The organism is Nocardioides sp. (assembly GCF_044226305.1).
GTDB lineage: Bacteria > Actinomycetota > Actinomycetes > Propionibacteriales > Nocardioidaceae > Nocardioides.
Genome location: NZ_JBGAHF010000007.1, coordinates 173,162 through 190,249, shown reverse-complemented (window position 1 = coordinate 190,249; position 17,088 = coordinate 173,162). Strand labels below are relative to the sequence as shown.

Sequence of the window (17,088 nt, the reverse complement as noted above, 5' to 3'; positions counted from 1 at the left end):
CATGGCCAGGTTGCTGGTGGTCCACCACTCCCCCACACCCGTGGTGCGCTCGCTGGCCGACGCCGTGGTCGCGGGCGCCCACGACGACCAGGTCGAGGGCGTCGAGGTGGTGGTCCGCCCCGCCCTGGAGGCGTCCGCGTCCGACGTCCTCGGCGCGGACGGCTACCTGCTGGGGACGACGGCGAACTTCGGCTACATGAGCGGCGCGCTCAAGCACTTCTTCGACACGATCTTCCTCGAGGCCGGTGGAGCGCTCACCGACGACGGGTCCGCCGCCGGAGGAACGGCTGCCGCCCGGAAGCCGTTCGGCCTGTGGGTGCACGGCCGGTACGACACCACGGGTGCGGTGCGCTCGGTCCTCTCGATCGTCGGCGCCCTGCCGTGGGCCCAGGCCGCCGAGGTGCTGGAGGTGGTCGGCGACGTCGGTGCGGAGCAGCAGGCGGCGGCGTACGAGCTCGGCGGCACGCTCGCGGCCCTGCTGATGTGACCCGTCAGCTGGTGGTGCCGGGCTCCAGCCGAGCGCCGGAGCCCAGCACCGTGCCGGTGCCGACGCGCGAGCCGCGGCCGACGAGCGTGATGGCGTCGGGGTCGTCGAGGTCAGTGTCCGCGCTGCCCACCTCGGCGCCGGCCGCGATCACGCAGTCGCGGTCGACGACCGCCCGCTCGACGCAGGCGCCGTCCTCGACGACGGTGCCCTCGAAGACGACGCTGTCGCGCACCGTCGCCCCGGCGCCGACGACCACGCCGGGGCCGAGGACGCTGCGGACCACGCGGCCGCGCACGACGCTGCCCGGGCTCACCAGGCTGTCGACCACCTCGGCGCCGTCCAGGACCCCTGCTGCCGGGCGGTGCAGGTGGTGGCCCTGGATCGGCCAGTCGAGGTCGCCGAGCACCCCGAGGTCGTCGGTGAGCGCGTCGCGGTGCGCGGCGACGTACTTGTGCGGCTGCCCGAGGTCCTTCCAGTAGCCCCCGATCGGGTGCGCGACGACCTTGCCGCGGTCGACCAGTCGCGGGAGCAGATGCTCGCCGTAGTCCCCGAGACCGCTGTCGCCCTCGGGCGCGTCGGCGCCGAGCTCGCGGTGCAGCTCCTCGAGCAACTCGACCAGGACCTCCGGGTCGTAGACGAAGATCTCCGCGGCCACGGTGCCCGTCGTCGGGTCGTCGGGCTTGTACGCGAACCCGGTCACCCGCCCGTCGTCGTCGGTCTCGACCGTCGCGTGGTCCACCGCCTCGGGCAGGGGGACGGTCGCGGTGACGACCGTGCACTCCGCGCCCGCACGGCGGTGGGTCTCGAGCGCCTCGTTGAAGTCGAAGCGGTAGACGTGGTCGGCGCTGCACACCACGAGCTCCTGGGGCGCGTCCGTGGCGACCTGGTCGCGGATCCGGTAGAGCTCGTCGGCGTTGCCGCGCGCGAAGCCCTCCTCGTCGGTGCTCCCCGTGCCCTGCTCCGGCATCAGCAGGCGCAGGCCGCCGCGGTTGCGGTCGAGGTCCCAGGGCCGCCCGTTGGAGACCTGCTCCCCCATCGAGGCGCCGAGGAACTGGACCGACAGCCACACGTTGTCGATCCCGCTGTTCGCCAGGTTGGACAGCGGGAAGTCGATGAGCCGGAAGACGCCGGCGAACGGCAGCGTGGGCTTGGCCCGCTCCCGCGTGAGGACGTCCATGCGGCCGCCGGAGCCGCCGGCCTGGACGAGAGCGAGCACGTGGGGTCGGGGCATGCGTCCACCGTGCCCCGAGGCGGTGGGTGGCACACCCGGCAGCGGTACGATCGCGCCGACCCCCGCCGGGGTCCGGAGCCGAGCCAGGGAGGGGACAGCGTGCGCCTCGCCGTACTCGCGCTCGCGGCGGTCCTCCTCGGCGGCACCCTCGGCGGCTGTGGTGACGACCCCGCACCGGCGGACACGTCCGCGCCCGACCTCGGGGCGTGCCGGGTGCTCGCACCCGCCGACGTCGAGAAGCCGTCCAACGACAGCGCCGCCGTCGACTGCAGCGACGACCACACCGCGGAGACCTACGCCGTCGGCCAGCTGCCCGGCAGCTTCGACGACGTCGACTACGACGACGAGGAGCTCGGCGCGTGGGCCTACGAGACCTGCTCGAAGGCCTTCCAGGACTTCCTGGGCGCCGACGAGAGCCTCGTGATGCGCACCGTCGTCAGCTGGGCGTGGTTCCGGCCGTCGAAGGAGGCATGGGACGCCGGTGCACGGTGGTACCGCTGCGACGTCGTCGGCGGCGGTGAGCAGAGCAAGGAGTACGTCGACCTCCCCACCAGCGCCAAGGGACTCCTCCTCGGCCGGCCCACCGACGACTGGATGGTCTGCGCGGACGGCCCGACCGTGTCGGGATCGGTCAAGGTGCCCTGCTCGGAGCCGCACCAGTGGCGCGCGGTCACCACGATCTCCCTCGTCTCGCTCGGCGACAAGGACGCCGACTACCCGGGCGACCGGCTCGTCGAGGTGACCACCCGGGACTTCTGCTCGAAGTCGGTCGGCGCGTGGCTGAACTACCCCGTCGACTACGACTACGGCTACACCTGGTTCCACCAGGCCGAGTGGGAGGCGGGCAACCGGCGGTCGGTCTGCTGGGCGAGGACGGACCAGTGAGACGCACCGTCGCGCTCGTCGCCGCGCTGGCCGCCCTCGTCCTGACCGGGTGCAGCGGGAGCGACGAGCCGTCGTCCGCGCCGTCGCCGTCCGGCTCGCCGACCAGCCCGTCCACGTCCCCCGCGTCCCCCACGTCCGCTCCGGCCACCGTGCCGCCGGCACCGCTGGAGCGCGCCTGCTACGCGCTCTCCTACGACGAGGCGGTCGCGCCGACGACCTCGGAGGACCGGGTCAGCTGCAAGCAGCCCCACACCGCGGTCACGTACGCCGTGGGCGCCGTCGACGCGCTCGTCGACGGTCACCTGCTCGCGGTCGACTCGGACCGGGTCCAGGCCCAGGTGGCGTCGACCTGCCCGGGCCGGTTCGCCGACTTCGTCGGCGGCACCGTCGACGACCGGCGGCTGAGCATGCTGCGCCCGGTCTGGTTCACGCCCACCGTGGAGGAGTCCGACGCGGGGGCGACCTGGTACCGCTGCGACGCCGTCGCCCTGGCGACCGACGGCAAGCTCGCCCCCCTCGCCGGACCGGTCGAGGGGGTCCTCGACACCGAGGAGGGCCAGGACCGCTACGGGATGTGCGGCACCGCCCAGCCCGGCACCCAGGACTTCCAGCGCGTCGTGTGCTCGCAGGAGCACTCGTGGCGCGCGATCGCGGTCGTGCCCTTCCCGGCGGGCGACTACCCGGGCGAGGCGAAGGTCAAGGAGGCCGGCCAGTCGCCGTGCCAGGACGCCGGTGCCGCTGCCGCGGCCGACTCGCTCGACTACGAGTGGGGCTACGAGTGGCCGACCGCCGAGCAGTGGCGGGACGGCCAGACGTTCGGGCGGTGCTGGGCCCCCGACTAACGTGGCGGCCATGGCGCAGCGCTGGGTGGCCACCGGTCCGACGACGTTCGAGCCGGAGGAGCACGAGGTCCCCGCGCCGGGCCCGCGCGAGGTCACCATCGACGTCCGCGCGGCGGGCGTGAACCCCGCCGACGTGAAGCACCCGGCGCGCGCGGCGTCGTACCCCGTCCCCGTCGGCTACGAGGTCGCCGGGGTGGTCGCTGCCGCCGGGCCCGACGCCGGGTTCGAGGTCGGCGACGAGGTGCTCGCGTTCCGGGTGCAGGGCGGCTGGGCGAGCTCCCTCACGGTCCCCGCCGACGACGTGTTCGCCAAGCCGCCGTCGCTGCCGTTCCCGGCGGCCGCCAACCTGCTGCTCGCGGGGACGACCGCCGCGGAGATGCTGCACGTCGTCGGTGCCGCGGCCGGCCAGACCGTGCTCGTCCACGGCGCCTCGGGGGCGGTCGGCGTGAGCGTGCTGCAGCAGGCCGCCCTGCTCGGCGTCCACGTCGTCGGCACGGCCAGCCCCGGGCGCTTCGACGTGGTCCGCCGGTACGGCGGCGAGCCGGTCGCCCACGGGCCGGGGCTCCTCGGCCGGCTCCCGTCCACGGTCGACGCCGCCCTCGACTGCGTCGGGACCGACGAGGCCGTGGACGTATCCCTCGCCGTCGTCGCCGACCGGTCACGGATCGTCACCATCGCCGCCGGCGCCCGGGCCGCCGCCGAGGGCTTCGCCTCGATCGCCGGCACCATGCCCGCCTCGAAGGCCTTCCGCAGCTCCGTGCGCGCCTCGCTCGTCGAGCTCGCCGGCTCCGGGAGGCTCGAGGTCCCCGTCGCCCGCACCTTCCCGCTCGCCGACGCCCACGCCGCGATCGCCCTCATCCGCTCCGGGCACCCGGGCGGGAAGCTCGCGCTGGTGCCGTAGCCGGCGACTGCCGGCTGCTCGCCGTCGGCTGGACCGGTGGTCGAGCTCGTCGAGACCCCGGGAGGTGGGCAGGGCGGTGCTGTCGGCATCTCGCCGTCCCGCTTGGGTTGCGGCCGACATGACAGCGACGACGGATAGGGCGGGCTTGGGGTTGCGGCTGTCGTCCGGCTCACGGTCGCGTTCGCCGGTGGTCGAGCTTGTCGAGACCCCGGGAGGTGCGCAGGGCGGTGACTGCCGGCATCTCGCCGTGTTCTCGGGGTGCGACCGACAGGCAGTGACGCGGGGACGGCGGGCGTCTGATCGCGATTGCTTCCCGGCTCGCGGTCGGCGGTCTCGCGGTGGTCTCTCCCGCGAGCGCCAGAGAGCGTCGTCACCGGTGGTCTCTCCCGCGAGCGCCAGCGAACGTCGTCACCGGTGGTCGAGCAGCGAGCGCCAGCGAGCGTCGTCGAGACCCCGGGAGGTGGGCAGGGCGGTGCCTGTCGGCATCTCGCGGTCCGCTGCGGTTGCGACCGACAGGCAGCAACGCGGGGTACGGCGGACTCCGGGTCACGGTCGCCTCCCGGCTCATGGTCGCGTTCGCCGGTGGTCGAGCAGCGAGCGCCAGCGAGCGTCGTCGAGACCCCGGAAGGCAAGGCAGGGCGGTGGCCCAGCGGTCTCGAAATCTTTACCAAAGAAGTTCTCAGATCCCTGTGGATACAGGGGATTCTCGCCTCTGACTGTCGGTGGCGAGTGCTTGAGTAGACCCATGAACCAGCAGGCCGGCACCTTGACTCGCGAGTCGGTGCTGACCGCTGCTCAGGCCCGGCACCGGGTCGCGATCAAGGCCGAGATCGACCTGCTCGTCCTGGCCACCGACTGGGTCGCCCTGCACCCGGGCGAGGAGGTGGACACCTCGATCGAGTTCGGGATGCGGGACCTGCAGATCGCCGGCGACGGCGCCCCCACCATCGACGAGGCCGCGGTCGCGGAGTTCGCCCTCGCGGTCGGCCGGACGACGGACTCAGGGCGGCACCTGCTGGGGGACGCGGTGGAGCTGCGGCACCGGCTCCCGCGGCTCTGGGCGCGCGTGCTGGCCGGTGAGGTGGCGGTGTGGAAGGCCCGCAAGGTCGCCCAGGCGACCACCAGCCTCCCGGCCGATGCGGCAGCCGTGGTGGACCAGCGGTTGGCGTGGTGTGCGCACCGGTGCTCGTTCGCCGAGATCGAGCGGCAGGTCGAGAAGGCCCGCGCCGAGCACGACCCCGCCGCGGCGGAGGAACGCCGGGTGGCCGCGTTGGAGCGGCGCCGGTTCGACATCGATCTCGACCACGCCACCCCCGAGGGCCTGGTGCACGTGGAGGGTGAGCTGGACGTGGCGGACGCGGTCGCGCTGGAAGCCCAGATCAAGGCGACGGCCGCGACCCTGGACCTCGACCTGCCGTTGGACGTGCGCCGGTCGATGGCCGCGGGCCTCCTCGGCGCGACGGACGGTGAAGGCTCCCGTGAGGTGGTGGTCTACGCCCACGTCCGTCCCGGCGAGGCGAGTGTCGACGTCGACAACACCCGGTCCTCCATCACCCCCGAGCACCTGAAGGACTGGTGCCAGCGAGCCGGCACCAAGGTCACGGTCCGGCCGGTGATCGACCTCAACGCCGAGCTGACCACCGAGACCTACCGGCCGACCGAGGTGATGAAGGAACAGATCGGGCTGCGAGACCGGCAGTGCTGCTTCCCCGGCTGCACCCGCCCCGCCCGCAGGTGCGACGCCGAGCACCAGGTCCCCTGGCCCGAAGGCCCCACCGCGTCCTCGAACCTCGCGCCCGCCTGCCGGACCCACCACCGCCTCAAGACCCACGCCGGCTGGGACTACCAGCGGGTGACCGGGGTCGGGTTCGTGTGGACCACCCCCATGGGCCGCACCTACCTCAGCCCCTTCGTCACCGAACCACCACTGGAGCAAGCAGCGCGACATATCTGCTGACCCGGACCCCGCCGGCCACGGCCGACGGGGTCAGACCCATGTCCCCAGAGCGGTCCTCCGGCGGCCCGAGCCCGCCGACCCCGACGGCGCGCGGGCCTTGGCGGCAGCAGCCTCGCGCTCGCCCCGTCCCGCGCTGTCAGCGGGAGAGCTCGGCCGCCATCAGCTCGATCAGCTTCTGCAACCCCTTGAAGGGCCTGACCATGACGGTGAAGTCGGTGAGCCGGTCGTCGGGACCCCAGGTGATCATGTCGATGCCGTGGACGGTCAGGCCGTCGAGCTCGGCGCGGAACTCGAGGACGGCCGAGTCCTCGGCGTACCACTCGCGGACGTACTCCAGGGTCGGGCCGAGCACGACCATCGCCGCGGAGAGGTAGGCCGTCGTCAGCGCCTTGCCCTCCTGCGGGGTGTGCACGGCGGGCGAGCGGAAGACGACGTCGTCGGCGAGGAGGTCGTCGAGGAGGGCCGGGTCGCGGGTCGAGGCGACGGCGTGCCAGGCGGCGACGGGTGCGGGACGGTCCATCAGAACCCCAGCTTCCGGAGCTGGCGTGGGTCGCGCTGCCAGTCCTTGGCGACCTTGACGTGCAGGTCGAGGTAGACCGGCGTGCCGAGCAGCGCCTCGATCTGCTTGCGGGCGGTGGTGCCGATCGTGCGCAGGCGCGACCCCTTCGGGCCGATGATGATGCCCTTCTGCGAGTCGCGCTCGACGTAGACGTTCGCGTGGATGTCGAGCAGCGGCTTGTCGTCGGGGCGCCCCTCGCGCAGCCCCATCTCCTCGACCACGACCGCCACCGAGTGCGGGAGCTCGTCGCGCAGGCCGTCGAGCGCGGCCTCGCGGATCAGCTCGGCCGCGAGGATCTCCTCGGGTGCGTCGGAGAGGTCCCCGTCGGGGTAGAGCGGCGGACCGTCGGGCAGCAGCGCGACCAGCAGCTCCTGGAGCAGCGCGACCTGGTCGCCGGACTTCGCCGACACCGGCACGATCTCGGCCCAGTCGACGCCGGTCTCCTCGCCGAGCCGCTGGATGTCGAGGAGGTGCGAGCCGATCTGCTCCGAGGTCGCCAGGTCGGTCTTGGTCGCGACGGCGACCTTGATGGTGCGCTTGACCTTCGCCATCTCGTTGACGATGAAGCGGTCGCCGGGGCCGACCTTCTCGTTCGCCGGCAGGCAGACCGCGACCACGTCGACCTCGGCCAGCGTGGTCTTCACCAGGTCGTTGAGCCGCTCGCCGAGCAGGGTGCGCGGCCGGTGCAGCCCGGGCGTGTCGACGAGGATCAGCTGGGCGTCCGGCCGGTGCACGATGCCGCGCACGACGGTGCGCGTGGTCTGCGGCTTGTCGGAGGTGATCACCACCTTCCTGCCGACGAGCGCGTTCGTGAGCGTCGACTTCCCGGCGTTGGGCCGCCCCACGAAGGAGACGAACCCGCTCTTGTGCTCACTCATGCCCGGTCGCCCGCCTCGTCGTACTCGGCCCAGATCTGCTCGTCGGTCTTCCCCGCTGCCTTGCCGGCCCGCCACACCGGCCCCGGGTCGACCGCACGCGGCTGGCGCTGGGCCACCCCGCGCCAGTAGCCCATCACGTCGTACGCCGACGACGGCAGGTGCCGCTCGCGCATCAGGTGCTTGCGGATCGCCCGCATCTGCGCCGACTCGCCGGCCATCCAGAAGTAGCCCTGCCCGGCCGGCCAGTCGATGCCCGCCACGACCTCGGCGAGCCGGCTCTCCCCTGCCGCGGGCGGGTCGAGCCAGGTGACCTCGACGCCGGCGGGCAGGTAGCCGGTGAGCTCGTCGGGCACCTCGGCCCAGACCCGGGTGGGCACGTCGACGGTCTCGGCGATCCGCGCCATCGCGGGCAGGGCGGTGAGGTCGCCGACCAGCAGCAGCCACCGCGCGTCCGCGGGCATCTCGAAGGAGCCCTTCGGGTCGGTGACCGTCACGGTCTGACCCACCACGTCCAGCTGGGCCCACTCGGTCACCAGGCCGACGTCGTGGACCACCACGTCGAGGACGAGCTCACCGCCCGACCACGAGCGCACCGTGTAGTAGCGGCTCTGGAACTGTCCGGGCACCACCAGGCCCACCCACTCGTCGGGCACGCCGGTGGAGGCGAACGACGCCAGGCCGGCGCCGCCGAGCACCAGCCGGACCAGGTGGTCGGACAGCTGCTCGCGGCGCAGCACCTGCGCGTCGTGCTGCTGGGCCCGGGTGCTCACCGAGCCACCGTATCGGGCCCGCCTCCTCCTCTCAGAAGGTGTGCCGGAGCGGGTAGCCGCTGGCTCCGTTCGCGTCGGTCTTGGTGGCCAGCACGTGGTGGAGCTGGATCTCGTTGCGCTCGAACGCCAGCCGCGAACCGGCCATGTAGAGACCCCACACCCTGGCGGTGCCGATGCCGACCTCACGGACGCAGTCGTCCCAGTTCTCCTGGAGGTTCCGGCACCACCCGGCCAGCGTCTTGGCGTAGTGCACCCGGATGTTCTCGTGGTGCTGCACCTCGAGACCGGCGTTCTCCACCGCCGTGACGATCGTCCCGGAGCCGGCGAGCTCGCCGTCGGGGAACACGTAGCGGTCGATGAAGGCACCCGCGCTGCCGTCCTTGAGGTTGTCGTCGCGGGTGATGCAGTGGTTGAGCAGCCGGCCCTGCGGCTTGAGGTGGTCGCGGATCCAGCCGAAGTACGACGGGTAGTTCTTCAGCCCGATGTGCTCGGTGAGGCCGATCGAGGAGATCGCGTCGAACCCGGACTCCTCGACGTGCCGGTAGTCCATGAACCGCACCTCGGCGAGGTGGTCGAGCCGGTCCTCCTTGATCCGCTGCTGCGCCCAGGACGCCTGCTCGCGCGAGAGGGTCACGCCGATCACCTTCACGCCGTACTCCCGGGCGGCGTGCCGGACCATGCCGCCCCAGCCGCAGCCGAGGTCGAGCAGGCGCTGGCCCTCCTGGAGGTCGAGCTTGCGGGCGACCAGGTCGTACTTGTTCTCCTGGGCCTCCTCGAGCGTCGCGTCCTCGGTCGGGAAGACGGCGCAGGTGTAGGTCATCGAGGGCCCGAGGACGTGCTCGTAGAAGGTGTTCGAGACGTCGTAGTGGTGGTGGATCGCCTCGGCGTCGCGGCCCTCCGAGTGGCGCAGCCCCTCGAGCATCCGGCGCCAGCGCGGCACCGCCTCCTGCGGGGGCGGGGCCGGCGGACGGAGGCTGGAGAGACCGACCGAGCGCAGCACCTCGACCAGCTCCGCGGGGGTCGGCCGGCGCAGCTTGAGCCCCTTCTGGAGCAGCCGCATCGCCTCGTAGGGGTCGCCGGGGTGGACGCCCTCGATCTCGAGGTCGCCGCTGACGTAGGCGCGGGCCAGGCCCAGGTCGCCCGGTGCCGTCAGCAGGTACGACAGGCCGCGCGGGGTTCGCAGGTGGAACTGGAACGGCGCGTCCTCGGGGCCGGTCGCGCTGCCGTCGTACGCCGTGAAGCGCAACGGCAGCGGCTCCACCAGGAACCTGTCGAAGGCCTGGGCAATGGTCATCGTCACTGTCTCTTCACCGCCTTGTCGTAGAGGCTGGTCAGCCGGTCATCGGGGTCGTAGCGCCCCTTCACGGCGGCGAGGTTCTCGCCGTCGTAGAGCTGGTCGAAGGTCTTCCGGTCGTAGAAGGCCTCGCTGTAGAGCGACTTGTGGCCGCCGAGCTCGTGCACCTCGGCCTCGATCGCACGGTTGCGCGGTCCGTCGAGCGCGTCCGGACCCACGTGGACGGTGCCCCAGAAGCCGACGTTGACGTAGAGCCGGTCGGGCTCGAGCGGATAGGTGGGCCAGTCACGGAGCGCCTTGCAGGGGCACAGCCACACCGGTCGCATGCCGACCGCCTCGTCGAACCACTCCAGGAACTCCGGCAGCCGGTCGACCGGCACCTCGACGTCCTGGATCACGCGCTCGCGCAGCGGCTTGCCCTGACGCCGGTCCAGCCAGTCGGCGAAGCCGATCCGCCGGTCCAGACCGATCAGCTTGTGGTAGACGTCCGAGCGCCGCCAACGCTTGGGCCACAGCCGCCGCACCGTGGGGTTCTGGACGCCGAACGCGCCCGAGCACCAGAACCAGTCGGTGTCCCAGCGCCACAGGTAGTCGTAGGTGGTGAGGGTGTCGGTCTCCCGCTGCTGGATGGACCGGTAGTAGATCTGCTGACCGGTGTAGTCGCTGGTCGGGGCCGGCTCGTCCTGCCAGGTCGCGAGCGTGAGGTAGTACTCCCCCGGCTCGAACGCGACGCCGTCGAAGGCGTCGACGCGCTGCCCGTCGTACGACGCCGTCTCGGCGATCTCCGCGATCGACTTGGACAGCAGGCCGAGGTCGTCGAAGCGCACGTGCCGCAGGGCGACGTGGCCGGGCACCTGCTCCAGCCGGATACGCAACCGGGTCGCGTAGCCGAGCGAGCCGTAGGAGTTGGGGAACGCGTCGAACAGGTCGGCGTGCTCACCGTCGGGCGCGCAGGTGACCACGTCACCGGCGCCGGTGAACACGTCCATCTCCAGCACCGACTCGTGCGGCAGACCGTTGCGGAAGCTGGTCGACTCGATGCCCAGCCCGGTCACGGCGCCACCGAGCGTGATCGTGCGCAGCTGCGGGACGACGTACGGGATCAACCCGTGCGGCAGCGTCGCGTCGACGAGGTCCTCGTAGGTGCACATGCCCTGGACGTCGGCGGTGCGTGCGTCGACGTCGATGGCGATCACGCCGTCGAGGCCGGACACGTCCAGACCAGGCGCCGAGGTGGCCGTGCGGGGGCGGAAGAGGTTCGACGTCTTCTTCGCCAGTCGCACCGGAGCACCCGGCGGGATCGCGGCGTACGACGACCGCAGTCGGTCGACGGCCGCCTCGTGCGCTGCCCAGCCCCGCAGATCCACGGACGGAAACTTACTCCAGACCTGTGACCGGCGTGTGTCAGACCGTCGATGCGTGCCGGGCGACGAAGCTCTCCATCCGGCGGTCCGGCACCAGCCAGATCGCGGCGACGACGGCGTAGAAGACCATGGCCAGGGACACCGACACCCAGGCCGCGGCCAGGATGCCGACCAGGTAGAGGGGCGGCGAGATCTTGCCCTTGAGGTCGCGCCCGAGCGCCTGGCGGAAGACGCCGTCCGGACCCTCGGCGCGCTTGATGGCGATCTGCAGGAGGTAGTAGGCGGCTCCGGCGGCGAAGAGGTTGATCCCGTAGACGATGACCGGCGTCCGGGCCAGGCCGGTCTCGTCCATCCAGGCGGTCGTGAAGGGGTAGAGCGAGAGCCAGAAGAGCAGGTCGAGGTTGGCCCACAGCACGGCCCCGTTCACCCGGGTCACCAGCTGGAACATGTGGTGGTGGTTGTTCCAGTAGATGCCGATGTAGACGAAGCTCAGCAGGTAGGTCAGGAAGCCGGTGCTGACGTCACCGAGGTCCTCGAGGGTCGGACCCTCGGGCGGGCGCAGCTCGAGCACCATGATCGTGATGATGATGGCGAGCACGCCGTCGCTGAACGCCTCGAGGCGGCTGGTGGGCATGGCGGCATCATGTCAGCGGCCGCCCCCGGATGGGTCAGGTCGCGACCGTCTCCACGACCGCGCCGCGCGCGTCGCCGCGGTGGACCACGACCCCGGCGCCGCCGAGGTCCCGCAGCGCGTCGAGGTCGGCGGGGGCGACCGCGTCCGCCTCGGTGAGCACCACCGCGGCCTCGAGTCCCTTGGCACCCGACGCGACGGCCATCGCCACGCACACGCCGACCGCCGAGACCTGCAGGGACGGCAGCGCGACCGTCGCGGCGGCGTACGTGCGGCCGTCGGCGTCGCGTACGGCGGCGCCCTCGGCCGCTCCGGTGCGCGCCCGTGTCGCCCGGGCCAGCGTCACCAGCTTGCGGTCCTCCGCCGCCAGCCCGTCGGAGACCTCACCCATCGTCGTCCTCGCTCCCGTCCTGCGGCACCCGGGCGATCCGCACGGTGCCGATCTTGTTGCGGCGGCCCGAGGCCGCCTCCGCCTCGAAGCGCAGCCCGTGCGCCTCGACCACCGACCCCGGGATCGGGACCAGGCCGAGGTGCTTGGCCATCAGGCCGCCGACGCTGTCGACGTCCTCCTCCTCGACCTCGTCGCCGAAGAGCTCGTCGAGGTCGTCGATCGGGTAGCGCGAGGACACCCGCACCGAGCCGTCCTCGAGCTCCTCGACGTCGACGGTCTCCTCGTCGTACTCGTCCGCGATCTCGCCGACGATCTCCTCCAGCACGTCCTCGATCGTGACCAGGCCGGCGGTCCCGCCGTACTCGTCGACGACGACGGCGATGTGCTGGCGGATCGCCTGCATCTCCGAGAGCAGCGCGTCGACCGGCTTGGAGTCGGGGACGAAGTGCGCCGGTCGCATCACCTCGTCGATGCGCTGGGTGAACTCGACGTCCGGCGCCTCGAAGTCCCGGCGCACAATGTCCTTGAGGTAGGCGATCCCGACGACCTCGTCGAGGTTCTCCCCGATGACCGGCACCCGCGAGTAGCCGCTGCGCAGGAACAGCGAGAGCGTCTGGCGCAGGTTCTTGTAGCGCTCGATGAAGACGACCTCGGTCCGCGGGACCATCACCTCGCGCGCGGTGGTGTCGCCGAGCTCGAAGACGGAGTGGATCATCTTCCGCTCGCCGGACTCGATGACCGCCGAGGCCTCGGCGAGGTCCACGAGCTCGCGCAGCTCGGTCTCGGTCGAGAAGGGGCCCTCACGGAAGCCCTTGCCGGGGGTCAGCGCGTTGCCGACCAGGATGAGCAGCCGCGGCAGCGGGCCGAGGATCGCGGTGAAGGTGGCGACCGGCGCGGCCGACGCGAGCGCGACCCGGTCGGCGTGCTGGCGGCCGAGGGTGCGCGGGGCGACCCCGATCGCGATGAACGACACCAGCAGCATCACGCCGATCGCGGTGAGCACGGTGGGCCACCACGCGTCGTACGCCGACTGGAGCTCGAGGGTGACCAGCACGATCGCGGAGATCTCGCACAGCAGCCGCAGCAGCAGGGCGGTGTTGAGGTAGCGCGGCAGGTCGTCGAGCAGGACGACCAGCCGGGTCGCCCCGGCGCGGCCCTCGGCGCGCAGCTCCTCGGCCCGGGCGCGGGAGAACGACGACAGCGCCGCGTCCGCGGCCGAGAACAGCCCGGCCAGGACGACGAGGGCGGCCGCGGCGAGCAGCAGCCAGACGTTCACCGCGCCATCACCGGGCGGTCACTGGGCGGGCGCCTCGGCCCGCCAGGCCGCGAGGAGCTCGTCCTGCAGCCCGAACATCACCCGGTGCTCCTCGGGCTCGGCGTGGTCGTAGCCCAGCAGGTGGAGGATCCCGTGGACGGTGAGCAGCTCGACCTCGGCCTCGGCGCCGTGACCGGCCGTCTCGCCCTGCCGGGCGGCGACCTCGGGGCAGAGCACCAGGTCGCCGAGCACGCCCTCCTCGGGGTCCTCGTTGACCAGGCCCGGCCGCAGCTCGTCCATCGGGAAGGCCAGGACGTCGGTCGGTCCCTCCTTCTCCATCCACTGCGCGTTGAGCTGGGCGATCGTCGGCTCGTCGACGGCCTTGATGCACAGCTCCGCCAGCGGGTGCACGCGCATCCGGCCGAGGACGAACCGGCTCAGCGCCGCCAGCCGCTTCTCGTCGAGCTCGACGCCGGACTCGTTGAGGATCTCGATGCTCATCGGCGGCTCACTGCTGGTGGGCCTGCTTGAGCCCCGAGCGCGCCTCGTGGTCGTCGTAGGCCGCGACGATCCGGCCGACGAGCTTGTGCCGGACGACGTCGTGGCTGGTGAGCCGGTTGAACGAGATGTCCTCGACCTCGTCGAGGATCTCCTCCACCGCCCGCAGCCCGGACTTCTGACCGCTGGGCAGGTCGGTCTGGGTGACGTCGCCTGTGACCACGATCTTGGACCCGAAGCCGAGCCGGGTGAGGAACATCTTCATCTGCTCGGGCGTGGTGTTCTGCGCCTCGTCGAGGATGATGAAGGAGTCGTTCAGCGACCGGCCGCGCAGGAACGCCAGGGGCGCGACCTCGATGGTGCCCGCGGCGAGCAGCTTGGGGATCGTCTCGGGGTCGACCATGTCGTGCAGCGCGTCGTACAGCGGGCGCAGGTAGGGGTCGATCTTCTCGGTGAGCGTGCCGGGCAGGAACCCGAGCTTCTCGCCGGCCTCGACGGCCGGCCGGCTGAGGATGATCCGGTTGACGTTCTTCGACTGGAGCGCCTGCACGGCCTTCGCGACCGCCAGGTAGGTCTTGCCGGTGCCGGCCGGGCCGATCCCGAAGGTGATCGTGTGCTTGTCGATCGAGTCGACGTAGCGCTTCTGGTTCAGCGTCTTCGGGCGGATGGACCGGCCACGGTTGCTGAGGATGTTGAGGCTGAGCACGTCGGCGGGCCGCTCGGTGGTCTCGGCCCGGAGCATGCCCAGCACCCGCTCGACGGTCTCGGCGGTGACGCCCTGACCGGTGCGGATGATGGTGACCAGCTCGTCGATGAGCCGCTCGGCGAGGGCGACCTCGCCCGGCTCACCGTGCAGCGTGATCCGGTTGCCGCGGACGTGCACGTCGGCGTCGAACGAGCGCTCGATCAGACCGAGGTGCTCGTCACCGGGGCCGAGGAGGCTGACCATGTTGATGCTGTTGGGGACCACGACCGTGTGCCGGGTGGCGTTGGCACGGTCCCCGTGCTGGTTGGTGTCTGTCATGGATGCCCGGACGGGCTGCCTTTCGAGAGGGTGAGCGAGCACGTCCATGCTACGGGCTGCGCGCGAGCGCGCCCAGCGAGTAACGCAGGGACGGGTGACCCAGGGAGTGGCCGGGAGCGGCCGCCCGGCAGCGCGCTGGTCGGAAAGCACCTGCCCCGGAGGGGCCGCGAGTACGGTGGGCGCATGCGGGAGGTCGACGACTGGGAGGACGCCGACGACGACCACGACGACGACACCCCGCCGTGCTGGTTCGCAGGCCAGCACCTGCCCGACCAGGCCGTGCGGATGGGGCTGACCCACCACGTGCCCGACGGCGCACTGCTCGACTTCGCCGGTCGGCTCGACTCGGCCAAGCCGGTGCACCGGTTGACGGCCTGGGTGATGCTCGTGGTGTTCGGGCTGCCGGTCGTCTTCGCGCTGATGCGGGTCTTCTACCTGTTCTGAGCCCCGCCCGGGCGCGGGGTCACGACGACTCGCTGTCGAAGGCCACCTGGAGCAGGCCGAGGCACATCTCGTCGGTGCTGCCCTCGCCCCAGATCACGTAGCGCTCGTCCTGGCCCTGGAACGCCGGCAACCGGTCGCGCAGCCACTGCTGGTGGGTGCAGGTGATCCGGACGACGTCACCGGCGTCGAGGTGGACCGGCTTGATCGGCTTGGTGCCCTGGTTGTCGAAGTCCCAGACCGGGATGTCCAGGATCGTCCTCGCCTCGGGCGTCCCGGGGTTGGTCTCGATCCTGATCTTGCGGCCGAGCAGGTGCATGTGGCCGGCCACGCCCAGGACCGACATCCCCTGGGGGACGCGCCGGTCGCAGGTCTGCGTGTTGCCCGGGACGATGTCACCGCCGCACAGCAGGTGCAGCAGGGCGTTGGTGTTGCCCGCGCCGCCGAAGCGCTGCAGGACGTCGTGGACGGCGGCGTCCCGGTCGCATAGCGGGCCGTCGTCGTGCCCGGACCGGCAGGGCAGCTCGACCGGCGCCGGCAGCAGGACGGTGTGCAGCGGGGTCAGGTCGCGGTGCGCCGGCATCCAGCGCAGCTGTGTGCTCGAGACGTCCGGTGCCGCGCCCTGGAGCAGGTTGTAGTGCACCTGCATGACGATCCGGGAGCCCTGGGCCAGCCGCACGCCGTACCCGTCGCTCACCTTGGTCTCGTCGCCACCGGGCGCCCAGGCCGCCAGCCAGTCGGCGTCGTCGATGTCGTCGAAGTCGCCCTCGATCCCGGTGCCGCCGAAGCACTGCCAGCCCTCGCCGTCGTCGGCCGCGTCCTTGGCCTCGGCCGCCGCCGTCTTCTCGGGAGGCAGGCGGAACAGGATCACGTGGTGGACGACGAGCGGGTTGCCCGGCAGCACGTTGCTCCCGGTGAGCCAGACGTCGTCCTTCAGCTTCGGGTCGAGCAGGAAGCAGCGGTAGTCGTCGGTGCCGCCGGGCGTGGGCGGGGACGGGGTGTACTCCTCGGGCATCGTGAGCGTCATCCGGTGCTCGCCCGGGCGCAGCGGCAGCTTCTTGCCGGCCGGGAGGTCGGCGAGCTGGCTGGCCACGACCTCCGGCGGCTCCGGCGGCTTCAGGACCTCTGACGGCGATCCGGTGCGCCGGTCCTGCCCCTCCTGCACGCACCCGGCGAAGGCGAGCGCGAGGACGAGCGTGACGAGGACCCCGAGGACACGGACGAGCCGGCGGCTCATCCCGGCGGCCAGGTCATCGCGCGGCCCGCCAGCAGGTGCAGGTGGGTGTGGAAGACCGTCTGCCCGACGCCCGGCCCGGTGTTGTAGACGAGCCGGTAGTCGTCGTACCCCTCGGCGGTGGCGACGGCGGCCGCCGTGGTCACCAGCTCGGCGGAGGCCTCGGGGTCCCCGGCGGCGAGCTCGGCGGCGTTCGCGAAGTGCCGGCGCGGCACGACCAGGACGTGGGTCGGCGCCTGCGGGCTGAGGTCGCGGAAGGCGACCGTCCGCTCGGTGGTGTGCACGACCTCGCCCGGGATCTCGCCCGCCACGATCTTGCAGAAGATGCAGTCCTCCACGAATCCTCCTCGGTGCGAGCGTAAACCGTCGGCGGTCACGAGGCGTCCCATTGGCGTGAGCCCGATGACGGACCGGGCGGTGAGGGTCCGGGTCCGTACCGCGACACG

Annotated in this window: 19 protein-coding genes; 6 read left to right on the top strand and 13 right to left on the bottom strand. The window is 72.1% G+C overall.

Annotation, left to right across the window (positions count from 1 at the left end; genetic code table 11):
• The first annotated feature begins 1 nt into the window (after position 1).
• A complete protein-coding gene (locus ACILQ5_RS09785) occupies positions 2–487 on the top strand; it encodes a flavodoxin family protein (RefSeq protein WP_395657805.1) in 486 nt (161 codons plus the stop codon).
• A gap of 4 nt (positions 488–491) precedes the next feature.
• On the opposite strand, the gene ACILQ5_RS09780 is transcribed toward ACILQ5_RS09785, so the two are convergent.
• Entirely contained in the window at positions 492–1,718 is a 1,227-nt protein-coding gene (locus ACILQ5_RS09780; protein WP_395657804.1) for a glucose-1-phosphate adenylyltransferase family protein, read from the bottom strand.
• A 99-nt stretch (positions 1,719–1,817) separates the two neighbouring features.
• Between ACILQ5_RS09780 and ACILQ5_RS09775 the strand changes: the two genes are divergently transcribed.
• The 4 genes from ACILQ5_RS09775 to ACILQ5_RS09760 all read left to right on the top strand — a co-directional run bounded on the left by ACILQ5_RS09775 (position 1,818) and on the right by ACILQ5_RS09760 (position 6,303).
• On the top strand, positions 1,818–2,603 hold the full coding sequence (locus ACILQ5_RS09775) for a septum formation family protein (RefSeq protein WP_395657803.1): 786 nt from the start codon (positions 1,818–1,820) through the stop codon (positions 2,601–2,603).
• Positions 2,600–3,445, top strand: a complete 846-nt coding sequence (locus tag ACILQ5_RS09770; protein WP_395657802.1) for a septum formation family protein — start codon at positions 2,600–2,602, stop codon at positions 3,443–3,445. The genes ACILQ5_RS09775 and ACILQ5_RS09770 overlap by 4 nt, the downstream gene beginning before the upstream one ends.
• Positions 3,446–3,455: 10 nt before the next feature.
• A complete protein-coding gene (locus ACILQ5_RS09765) occupies positions 3,456–4,346 on the top strand; it encodes an NADP-dependent oxidoreductase (protein WP_395657801.1) in 891 nt (296 codons plus the stop codon).
• 745 nt (positions 4,347–5,091) lie between these two features.
• Entirely contained in the window at positions 5,092–6,303 is a 1,212-nt protein-coding gene (locus ACILQ5_RS09760; RefSeq protein ID WP_395657800.1) for a DUF222 domain-containing protein, read from the top strand.
• Positions 6,304–6,439: 136 nt separating this feature from the next.
• On the opposite strand, the gene ACILQ5_RS09755 is transcribed toward ACILQ5_RS09760, so the two are convergent.
• The 10 genes from ACILQ5_RS09755 to ACILQ5_RS09710 are packed head-to-tail and all read right to left on the bottom strand — an operon-like array spanning position 6,440 to position 14,967.
• The gene (locus ACILQ5_RS09755) at positions 6,440–6,823 is read right to left on the bottom strand and encodes a nuclear transport factor 2 family protein (RefSeq protein WP_395657799.1); all 384 of its coding nucleotides are present in this window, start codon (positions 6,821–6,823) and stop codon (positions 6,440–6,442) included.
• Entirely contained in the window at positions 6,823–7,740 is a 918-nt protein-coding gene (gene era, locus ACILQ5_RS09750) for a GTPase Era (RefSeq protein WP_395657798.1), read from the bottom strand. Before era ends, ACILQ5_RS09755 begins: the two co-directional genes overlap by 1 nt.
• A complete protein-coding gene (locus ACILQ5_RS09745) occupies positions 7,737–8,510 on the bottom strand; it encodes a siderophore-interacting protein (protein WP_395657797.1) in 774 nt (257 codons plus the stop codon). Before ACILQ5_RS09745 ends, era begins: the two co-directional genes overlap by 4 nt.
• Positions 8,511–8,541: 31 nt before the next feature.
• Positions 8,542–9,804, bottom strand: a complete 1,263-nt coding sequence (locus tag ACILQ5_RS09740; RefSeq protein WP_395657796.1) for a class I SAM-dependent methyltransferase — start codon at positions 9,802–9,804, stop codon at positions 8,542–8,544.
• A gap of 2 nt (positions 9,805–9,806) precedes the next feature.
• Positions 9,807–11,171, bottom strand: a complete 1,365-nt coding sequence (locus ACILQ5_RS09735; RefSeq protein ID WP_395657795.1) for an FAD-binding oxidoreductase — start codon at positions 11,169–11,171, stop codon at positions 9,807–9,809.
• 37 nt (positions 11,172–11,208) lie between these two features.
• The gene (locus ACILQ5_RS09730; RefSeq protein ID WP_395657794.1) at positions 11,209–11,802 is read right to left on the bottom strand and encodes a TMEM175 family protein; all 594 of its coding nucleotides are present in this window, start codon (positions 11,800–11,802) and stop codon (positions 11,209–11,211) included.
• A 34-nt stretch (positions 11,803–11,836) separates the two neighbouring features.
• Positions 11,837–12,190, bottom strand: a complete 354-nt coding sequence (locus ACILQ5_RS09725) for a cytidine deaminase (protein ID WP_395657793.1) — start codon at positions 12,188–12,190, stop codon at positions 11,837–11,839.
• Positions 12,183–13,466: a hemolysin family protein gene (locus ACILQ5_RS09720; RefSeq protein WP_395657792.1), complete on the bottom strand. Its 1,284-nt coding sequence runs from the start codon at positions 13,464–13,466 to the stop codon at positions 12,183–12,185. The genes ACILQ5_RS09725 and ACILQ5_RS09720 overlap by 8 nt, the downstream gene beginning before the upstream one ends.
• An 18-nt stretch (positions 13,467–13,484) precedes the next feature.
• On the bottom strand, positions 13,485–13,946 hold the full coding sequence (gene ybeY, locus ACILQ5_RS09715) for an rRNA maturation RNase YbeY (RefSeq protein WP_395657791.1): 462 nt from the start codon (positions 13,944–13,946) through the stop codon (positions 13,485–13,487).
• Positions 13,947–13,953: 7 nt separating this feature from the next.
• Complete coding sequence (locus tag ACILQ5_RS09710) at positions 13,954–14,967, bottom strand: PhoH family protein (RefSeq protein ID WP_395657790.1); 1,014 nt, start codon at positions 14,965–14,967, stop codon at positions 13,954–13,956.
• A gap of 183 nt (positions 14,968–15,150) precedes the next feature.
• On the opposite strand from ACILQ5_RS09710, the gene ACILQ5_RS09705 reads away from it, so the two are divergent.
• Positions 15,151–15,411, top strand: coding sequence for a hypothetical protein (locus tag ACILQ5_RS09705; RefSeq protein WP_395657789.1), 261 nt, complete (start codon positions 15,151–15,153; stop codon positions 15,409–15,411).
• Positions 15,412–15,430: 19 nt separating this feature from the next.
• Here ACILQ5_RS09705 and ACILQ5_RS09700 read toward each other — a convergent pair whose 3' ends face one another.
• Both ACILQ5_RS09700 and ACILQ5_RS09695 read right to left on the bottom strand, forming a co-directional pair.
• Positions 15,431–16,645, bottom strand: a complete 1,215-nt coding sequence (locus ACILQ5_RS09700; RefSeq protein ID WP_395657788.1) for a hypothetical protein — start codon at positions 16,643–16,645, stop codon at positions 15,431–15,433.
• Positions 16,642–16,980, bottom strand: coding sequence for a histidine triad nucleotide-binding protein (locus ACILQ5_RS09695; protein WP_395657787.1), 339 nt, complete (start codon positions 16,978–16,980; stop codon positions 16,642–16,644). The genes ACILQ5_RS09700 and ACILQ5_RS09695 overlap by 4 nt, the downstream gene beginning before the upstream one ends.
• Positions 16,981–17,088: the final 108 nt, after the last annotated feature.